Below are 6,650 nucleotides of genomic sequence, written 5' to 3'. Positions count from 1 at the left end.
GGCCGCCGCGCCGCCGATCCCGACACCGGTGGCAGCCGCGGCGCCCACCGCCGCCCAGGGCGGCCCCTCCCCGCCCGAAAGCGAGGTGTAGAAACTCCCCTTGTCCCAGAAATCGGGCTCCGAGCAGCCCAGACAACCATGGCCGGACTGGATCGGGAAGGACGTGCCCCCGTTCCACTTGAGGCTCGCACAGGCGTTGCGCGTGGTCGGCCCCTTGCAGCCCAGCTCGAAAAGGCACCATCCCTGCCGCGCGCCTTCATCGTCGAAGCTGTGCGCGAACTTGCCCTGATCGTACATCGCCCGGCGGTAGCACTGGTCGTGAATGGTCGTGCCATAATAGGCGAGCGGACGGCCCAGCGCGTCGCAATCGGGCAGCTTGCCAAAGCTCAGGAAATTGACGAGCACACCGGTCAGCACTTCGGGGATCGGCGGGCAGCCGGGAATGTTCACATGGGGCTTGCCCTCCAGCAGCTCAGGGATACCCTTTGCGCCTGTCGGATTGGGAGCGGCCTTGGGAATGCCGCCGTAGGCCGCGCAGGTCCCGATCGAAAGCACGGCCGCCGCGCCTTGGGCAAGCTCGCGCAGCATGGCGGTGTTCGCTCGCCCGCCGACCATCGAGTAGACCCCGTTGTCGGCCACCGGCACCGAACCGTCGATCGCCAGGAGATACTGGCCCCGATTTTCGGCGACGGTCCTTTGCAGCACCGCCTCGGCCGCCGTGCCCGCTGCGGCCATCAGCGTTTCCTGATAATCGAGCGAGACGAAATCGAAGATCAGCTGCTCGATCCCCGGCGCCGAGGAGCGCGTGAGCGATTCCAGACACCCGGTGCAGTCCTGGAACGAGAGCCAGATCAGCGACTGGCGCCGCGCCTTCGACAAGCCATCGGCGATGGCCTGCGCCATGCCGGGCGGCAGCGCCAGACTGCTGGCCGCAGCCGCTGCAAACTTCAGCAAGGCCCGGCGGCTGACCCCGCACCGGGACAATTCACGGCCAAGGCTGGTCTCCTTCACCATCATTTCGCCTCTCCGGCGTTGCAATCGGCCAGGGCATCGAGCGCACCAAGCGCGGCCCGCATCGCATCGGCATCCGCCGGTACGATCTGCGGCACCGGCCCGATCTCGATCAGGCGCGCGACCAGATGCCCGGCCCTGTCGTGATGATCGATCCACCATACCCCGGCCAACGCGGTCTCGCGGATGTGGCTGGTGCCCTCGGCCTCCAGCGTCATCGTGATCTCGCCCTGCCCGAGCCGCGCGCGCAGCGCTTCGATCCGCTCGGGCGGCATCGGCAAACGCAGCAGATCGATCAGCCCATGCGCGCCGGTATCGAGATAGGCCTGCACGGCGCTGTGCACTTGGGCCAACAGCGCGCCGAGAAACGCATCATCCATGCGGCGCGCTCCACTCCTGGCCTATTCGCTGGATCACCTCGCACGCGCGGGGCACCGCAGCCGCAACCGCGGGGGTCAGCCGCTCGCCCCAGTCGAGCCGGGCAGGCTGGATCGCGACGAGCGCGAGGCGTCGGGGCAGGCGCCCCTCCAGTTCGACCAGCCCCAGCAGGTCCAGCAGCCCCGCCTCGTGCGCGGAACTGCGCTGCCCTTGCGCGAAGCGTCCGGCCAGCTCGTGCGGCGTGAGCACCTGTACGGCCCCCGGCTGCGCCTGCAAATCGGCGGCATCAACCAGAATGCAGGCCCAGGACTGCGCCAGCCTGTCGGCCAGACGGAAGCCCATCGTCCCCCCGTCAACGACATCCAGCCCCGGCGGATTGCGTTCGCGCAGCGCCTCGACCACGCGCACGCCGACCCCGTCATCGCCAAGCAAGGTATTGCCCAGCCCCAACACGGTCGTCACACCGCAGCCCGGAGCCCCCGGAGCCTGCCGCGTGTCGCTATCCATCGGTGTCATCGTCTTCCCGTCCGCGACGCTGCGCCGCTACTCGAGCCGGTGCGAACCGGGCCACCCCGCTGTAGAGCGTTGCCGGCACCTCGGTGCTTTCTACGCACAAATCACATGATTTCCTATACGTCATTGATCCAGCTCAGAAATCCGAACTCTCGTGGACACGAGGAGGCCAGCCCCGTGCGCGGCAAACCGGGCGCCCCTGACGGATCGATTGTGCCATTCAGGTCCCGCCCCTCGACAGGATGGCAAAGGCCGAAATCAAACCGTCAGGCGGCGAAGGGATTTGCGAAGCGGGCTCGCGTTCCCAGCTGTACTTCGATCTCGAGTAGCCGGTTGTACTTCGCGAGCCGCTCGCCCCGGCAGGGCGCGCCGGACTTGAGCTGTCCGCATCCCATCGCCACCACGAAATCCGCAATGAAGGGATCGGTCGTCTCCCCCGAACGGTGCGACACCATCTGCCGCCAGCCCGCCCGACGGCACAGATCCACGGCCTCGATCGTCTCGGTCACGGTGCCGATCTGGTTCAGCTTGATCAGCGCCGCGTTTGCAGCCTTGCACGCGATGGCCTTCGCGATGAACCGGGTATTGGTGACCAGAAGATCATCCCCCACGATCTGGATGCGTCCCCCTTGCGCGGCGGTCTGATCGACAAAGCCCTGCCAGTCGTTCTCGTCAAAACCGTCCTCGATCGAGACGATCGGCCAGCGTCCGATCCAGTCCTCGTAAAGGTCCAGCAGCTGTGCGCGGTCGACCATGCCGGTACCACTGCGCGACAGGTCATAACCGGCGGGCGTATGGAACGAGGACGCCGCGGGATCGAGCGCGATGGCGATGTCCACGCCGGGGCGGAACCCCGCCTGCTCGATCGCGGAAACGAGCGTGTCACAGGCATCTTCATTGCTTTGAAGACGCGGCGCGAAGCCCCCCTCGTCGCCCACCGCGGTGGACAGGCCACGCGCGTGCAACACGCCGCGCAAGGCGGCATAAGTCTGCGCTCCCATGCGCAAGGCTTCGCGATAGGTCGGCGCGCCGACGGGCACGAGCATGAATTCCTGAAAATCCAGGCTGCTGTCGGCATGTTTGCCCCCGTTCAGCACGTTGAAGCAGGGCATGGGCAGCAATGTCGGATCGCTTTTCCCGAACGCGGCATAGAGCGGCTTGCCCTCAACCAGTGCGCGAGCGCGCGCAACGGCCATCGAAACACCCAGGATGGCGTTGCCGCCCAGACGCGCCTTGTTCGCGGTGCCGTCGAGCTCGATCAGCCGCCGATCGATCGCCGCCTGATCCTCGACCGAGCGGCCGGCGAGGCCCGCGGCGATGTCCCCTTCGACATGCTCGATGGCCCGGCGCACCCCTTTCCCGCAATAGCGTGCAGGGTCGCCGTCGCGCAGTTCGACGGCCTCGTGCTGCCCTGTCGAGGCGCCCGACGGCACGGCCGCACAGACGCTGCGGCCATCGGCAAGGGTCAGGGTGACCATCAGGGTGGGATTGCTGCGCGAATCGAGAATTTCGAGCGCGGACAGTTGGGCGATGGCGGATTTCATGAAGACCTCCTGCGGGATCTGGACAGCGAAGCGGGCAAGCCATGCGCCACGGTCGGCGGCGGGCGGGACGCGGATCGGCGGCACGCGGAAGGCCGCCGGGGGACACCGGCAAGCCCGTCAGCCAGCGGCCTGGGCGCAGGCCGATCGTCCCGTGACGCGATGCGAAAAAGAGCGGAGTGCCGACACATCATGACCCACCTCTTCGATGGCGCACGAGGCAATCGCGTGCGCCTTGGAACGAAAGGTAGGAATCATCAGTCCCGTAGCGCGGGACGGTTCGGCCAGAGCCAGGCAGAGTCCATTGCCTATGCCCTGAGACTGGAACCCAGGCTCTTCAAAAGCAAGTCAAAAACGGATATTTTTCGCTCTGCGCCGCTCTCCCGCCGCAGCACGCCCGACCGGGGATGCCACCGCAAGACTCGGCGCGAGACTCCATCGCGCTTGTTTGCGTCAGCCTTCCTGGGCTGCGTGGCGCCCCGCGATGAAGCCGAAAGTCATCGCCGGCCCCAGGTTGATGCCGCCCGACGGATAGTGCCCGCCCATCACGCTCGCCATGTCGGCACCGACCGCGTAAAGCCCTGGGATCGGCCTCGAGAGATCGTCCAGGACCTGCGCCTTGCCGTTTGTCCGCAGACCGGAAAAGGTGCCAAAGCAGCCCGGCTGAACCTTGACCGCATAGAAAGGACCGGTTTCGATCGGCGCCACGCAAGGGTTGGGCCCGCGGTGCAGCGGATCACCGTTCTTGCGGTTGTAGGCCGTGCCGCCGCGTCCGAAATCGGGATCTTCGCCGGTGCGCGCAAACGCATTGAAGCGCTCCACCGTCGCGGTCAGCGCGGCAGGGTCGACACCGCATTGCTCGGCCAGCCCGGCGATGGTCCGGACCCGCTTGAGATAGCCGCTTCGCACGGACGGGCCTGCGGGTACGGGAAAGGGCCGCGAATGCCCCAGACCATAGCGGCGTTGGAACCGATGGTCGCAAATCAGCCAGGACTCCACCTCTTCGCCTTGCGGCGCCTGCTCCACCATCGCCGAGGTGTCGTCGTAGTACCCGTCCGCCTCATTGCAAAATCGCTTGCCCGTGCTCAGAACACCGATGATGCCGGGCTTGCCGCGGTCGATGATGTGCGGAAAATGGCCAAGGCTGCCGTCAGCATGGCGCACGAGCGTCTGCGCCTGATCGCTCCGGCGCGGCTTTCTACCCGCGCAGCATCGCCTCGATCCGGCGATCGGGCACGATCCACGCCAGCACCACCACGAGATAGAGCGCGATCGCCACCGGCCGGGCCCAGAACGCAGCCGGGATCGCCACGAGGTAGAGCGCGATGCTGATCCGGCCCTTGAGGTCGCGCCCCAGGGCGCGCGCCAGCGCCGAACGGGCGCCGCTGCACGCGATGCTCGCGCGCAGGCTCGTCCCGGCGCGACCGGTTTCGCTCAAACATCGCCCATCTCCTCCAGTTCACCATCATCCTGACCTTGTTCGACCAACTGGTCGAGCAGCCATTGCCCGGCCGGACCCGGTGGCGTGTCGCTGCGCCAGATCCCCGAAAACCGATAGGCCCCGCCCGGATGATCGGGCATCGCCAGGCGCACCAGCCGCCCCTCCTCCAGATCCTTGGCGATCATCGGCAGCGGCATGTTGCCCCAGCCGATGCCCTGGCACAGCAGCGCACGCTTCGCCCCCAGGTCGGCGAGCCGCCAGGTGCGCGGGCTGACCACCGAAAAGTCGCGCCCCTCGGTAAAGCGCGAGCGGTCCGAGAGCACAAGCTGGGTATGCTCGCGCCCCTCGCCCGGAGGGATGGTCAGCATCCGGCCGAGCGGATGGTCGGGCCCGGCCACCGGGACCATCGCCACCGCGCCCGCCGCCCGGCTCTCGATCCCGACGACTCCGGCCGACAAGGGCCCCGAAACACCGATCACCGCCTCGCCATCGAGCACCAGCGAGGTCACCGCGCCCAGCGGCTCGACGTGGAGGCGCAGCTGCACGGTGGGAAAGCGCGCGGCAAAACGGTGCAGCACTTCGCCCACGCGCTCGGCCGGGAGCATCACGTCGACCGCCAGGCTGACCTGCGCCTCGAGCCCGTCGAGCAGGCCCTTGACCTTGGCCTTGAGGCTGCTCACCCCCTGGGTGATCGCGCGCGCCTCGGCGAGCACCGCGCGCCCCTCTTCGGTCAGCCGGGGCTTTCGCGTGCCCTCCCGCGCGAAGAGCGCAACGCCCAGCTGCGCCTCGAGATTGCCAATGCCGTAGCTGATGACCGAGACCGCGCGGTTGAGCTTGCGGCTGGCAGCGGCGAAACTGCCGCAATCGACCACGGTAAGGAAGATCGTCAGCTGGTCGAAGGTCGGGGTACCGGGATCGCTCACTTTTCCAATTCCTCGAAAAGACAGGTCGACTTTATCTCTCTGACCGGAAAAGCGCGCAACCTATACCAAAGGTGTCGACGAAAGCGCTCCAACCACCCCCACCGGCGCTTTCCCCGGAGACACACGGCCATGATCGAACTTCGTCCCTTTGAGCAGCTTGGCGGCGCAAACCACGGCTGGCTCGATGCCAAGCACCACTTCTCCTTCGCCGGCTACCACGACCCGGCGCGGCTGCACTGGGGAAGCCTACGCGTGTGGAACGACGATACCATCGCTCCGCACACCGGCTTTGCCCCCCACCCGCACCGCGACATGGAGATCATCACTTACGTGCGCGAAGGCGCGATCACCCACGAGGACAGCCTGGGCAACAAGGGCCGCACCGAAGCGGGCGACGTGCAGGTGATGAGCGCGGGCACCGGCATCCGCCACTCCGAATACAACCGCGAAGACGTGACCACGCGCATCTTCCAGATCTGGATCATCCCCACCAGCGAAGGCGAAGCGCCGAGCTGGGGTGCGCGTCCCTTCCCCAAGGGCGAACGCGCAGGCCAGTTCGTCACGCTGGCCTCGGGCTACTCGGGCGATGGCGACGCGCTGCCGATCCGCACCGATGCCCGCGTCGTCGCCGCGACGCTGCGTGCGGGCGAAAGCGCCGAATACCCGCTGGGCGCGGCCCGCAAGGGCTACCTCGTCCCCGCCACCGGCGCGATCACGCTGACCGACGCCGACGGCACCCAGATCGAGGCCAGGGCGCGCGACGGCGTGGCGATCCGCGATCTCGACGTGGTGCGCGTGACCGCGCGCGAGGACAGCGAACTGGTTCTCGTCGACGCGGCCTGA

At 67.5% G+C, this 6,650-nt stretch carries 8 protein-coding genes and 1 riboswitch; of the genes, 1 reads left to right on the top strand and 7 read right to left on the bottom strand.

Translation table 11 applies throughout. From position 1 onward, the window contains the following. From MTR62_RS12865 to MTR62_RS12835, 7 genes are all read right to left on the bottom strand, one after another. Positions 1-1,014: hydrogenase small subunit (locus MTR62_RS12865; protein ID WP_268739841.1), on the bottom strand; the 1,014-nt coding region annotated here is incomplete at its 3' end. After that, positions 1,014-1,391, bottom strand: a complete 378-nt coding sequence (locus MTR62_RS12860) for a hydrogenase expression/formation protein (protein WP_244021508.1) — start codon at positions 1,389-1,391, stop codon at positions 1,014-1,016. The genes MTR62_RS12865 and MTR62_RS12860, both read right to left, overlap by 1 nt. Then, positions 1,384-1,896 carry a hydrogenase maturation protease gene (locus MTR62_RS12855; protein WP_244021506.1) on the bottom strand — a complete coding sequence of 171 codons (513 nt, stop codon included), beginning with the start codon at positions 1,894-1,896 and terminating at the stop codon, positions 1,384-1,386. The genes MTR62_RS12860 and MTR62_RS12855 overlap by 8 nt, the downstream gene beginning before the upstream one ends. 272 nt (positions 1,897-2,168) lie before the next feature. Next, the gene (eno, locus tag MTR62_RS12850) at positions 2,169-3,446 is read right to left on the bottom strand and encodes a phosphopyruvate hydratase (protein ID WP_244021513.1); all 1,278 of its coding nucleotides are present in this window, start codon (positions 3,444-3,446) and stop codon (positions 2,169-2,171) included. A 238-nt stretch (positions 3,447-3,684) separates the two neighbouring features. Next, positions 3,685-3,761, bottom strand: a riboswitch (Fluoride riboswitch). A 135-nt stretch (positions 3,762-3,896) separates the two neighbouring features. Next, positions 3,897-4,607, bottom strand: coding sequence for an FAD-binding protein (locus tag MTR62_RS12845; protein WP_244021504.1), 711 nt, complete (start codon positions 4,605-4,607; stop codon positions 3,897-3,899). Positions 4,608-4,641: 34 nt separating this feature from the next. Continuing rightward, entirely contained in the window at positions 4,642-4,881 is a 240-nt protein-coding gene (locus MTR62_RS12840) for a hypothetical protein (protein ID WP_244021502.1), read from the bottom strand. Next, on the bottom strand, positions 4,878-5,807 hold the full coding sequence (locus MTR62_RS12835) for a LysR family transcriptional regulator (RefSeq protein ID WP_244021500.1): 930 nt from the start codon (positions 5,805-5,807) through the stop codon (positions 4,878-4,880). The genes MTR62_RS12840 and MTR62_RS12835 overlap by 4 nt, the downstream gene beginning before the upstream one ends. A 129-nt stretch (positions 5,808-5,936) precedes the next feature. Between MTR62_RS12835 and MTR62_RS12830 the strand changes: the two genes are divergently transcribed. Then, entirely contained in the window at positions 5,937-6,650 is a 714-nt protein-coding gene (locus MTR62_RS12830; protein ID WP_244021498.1) for a pirin family protein, read from the top strand.

Source organism: Novosphingobium organovorum (genome assembly GCF_022832435.1).
Taxonomy (GTDB): Bacteria; Pseudomonadota; Alphaproteobacteria; order Sphingomonadales; family Sphingomonadaceae; genus Novosphingobium; species Novosphingobium organovorum.
Note: the sequence above shows the minus strand (reverse complement) of the source record. Positions and strands in the feature narration are given on the sequence as shown.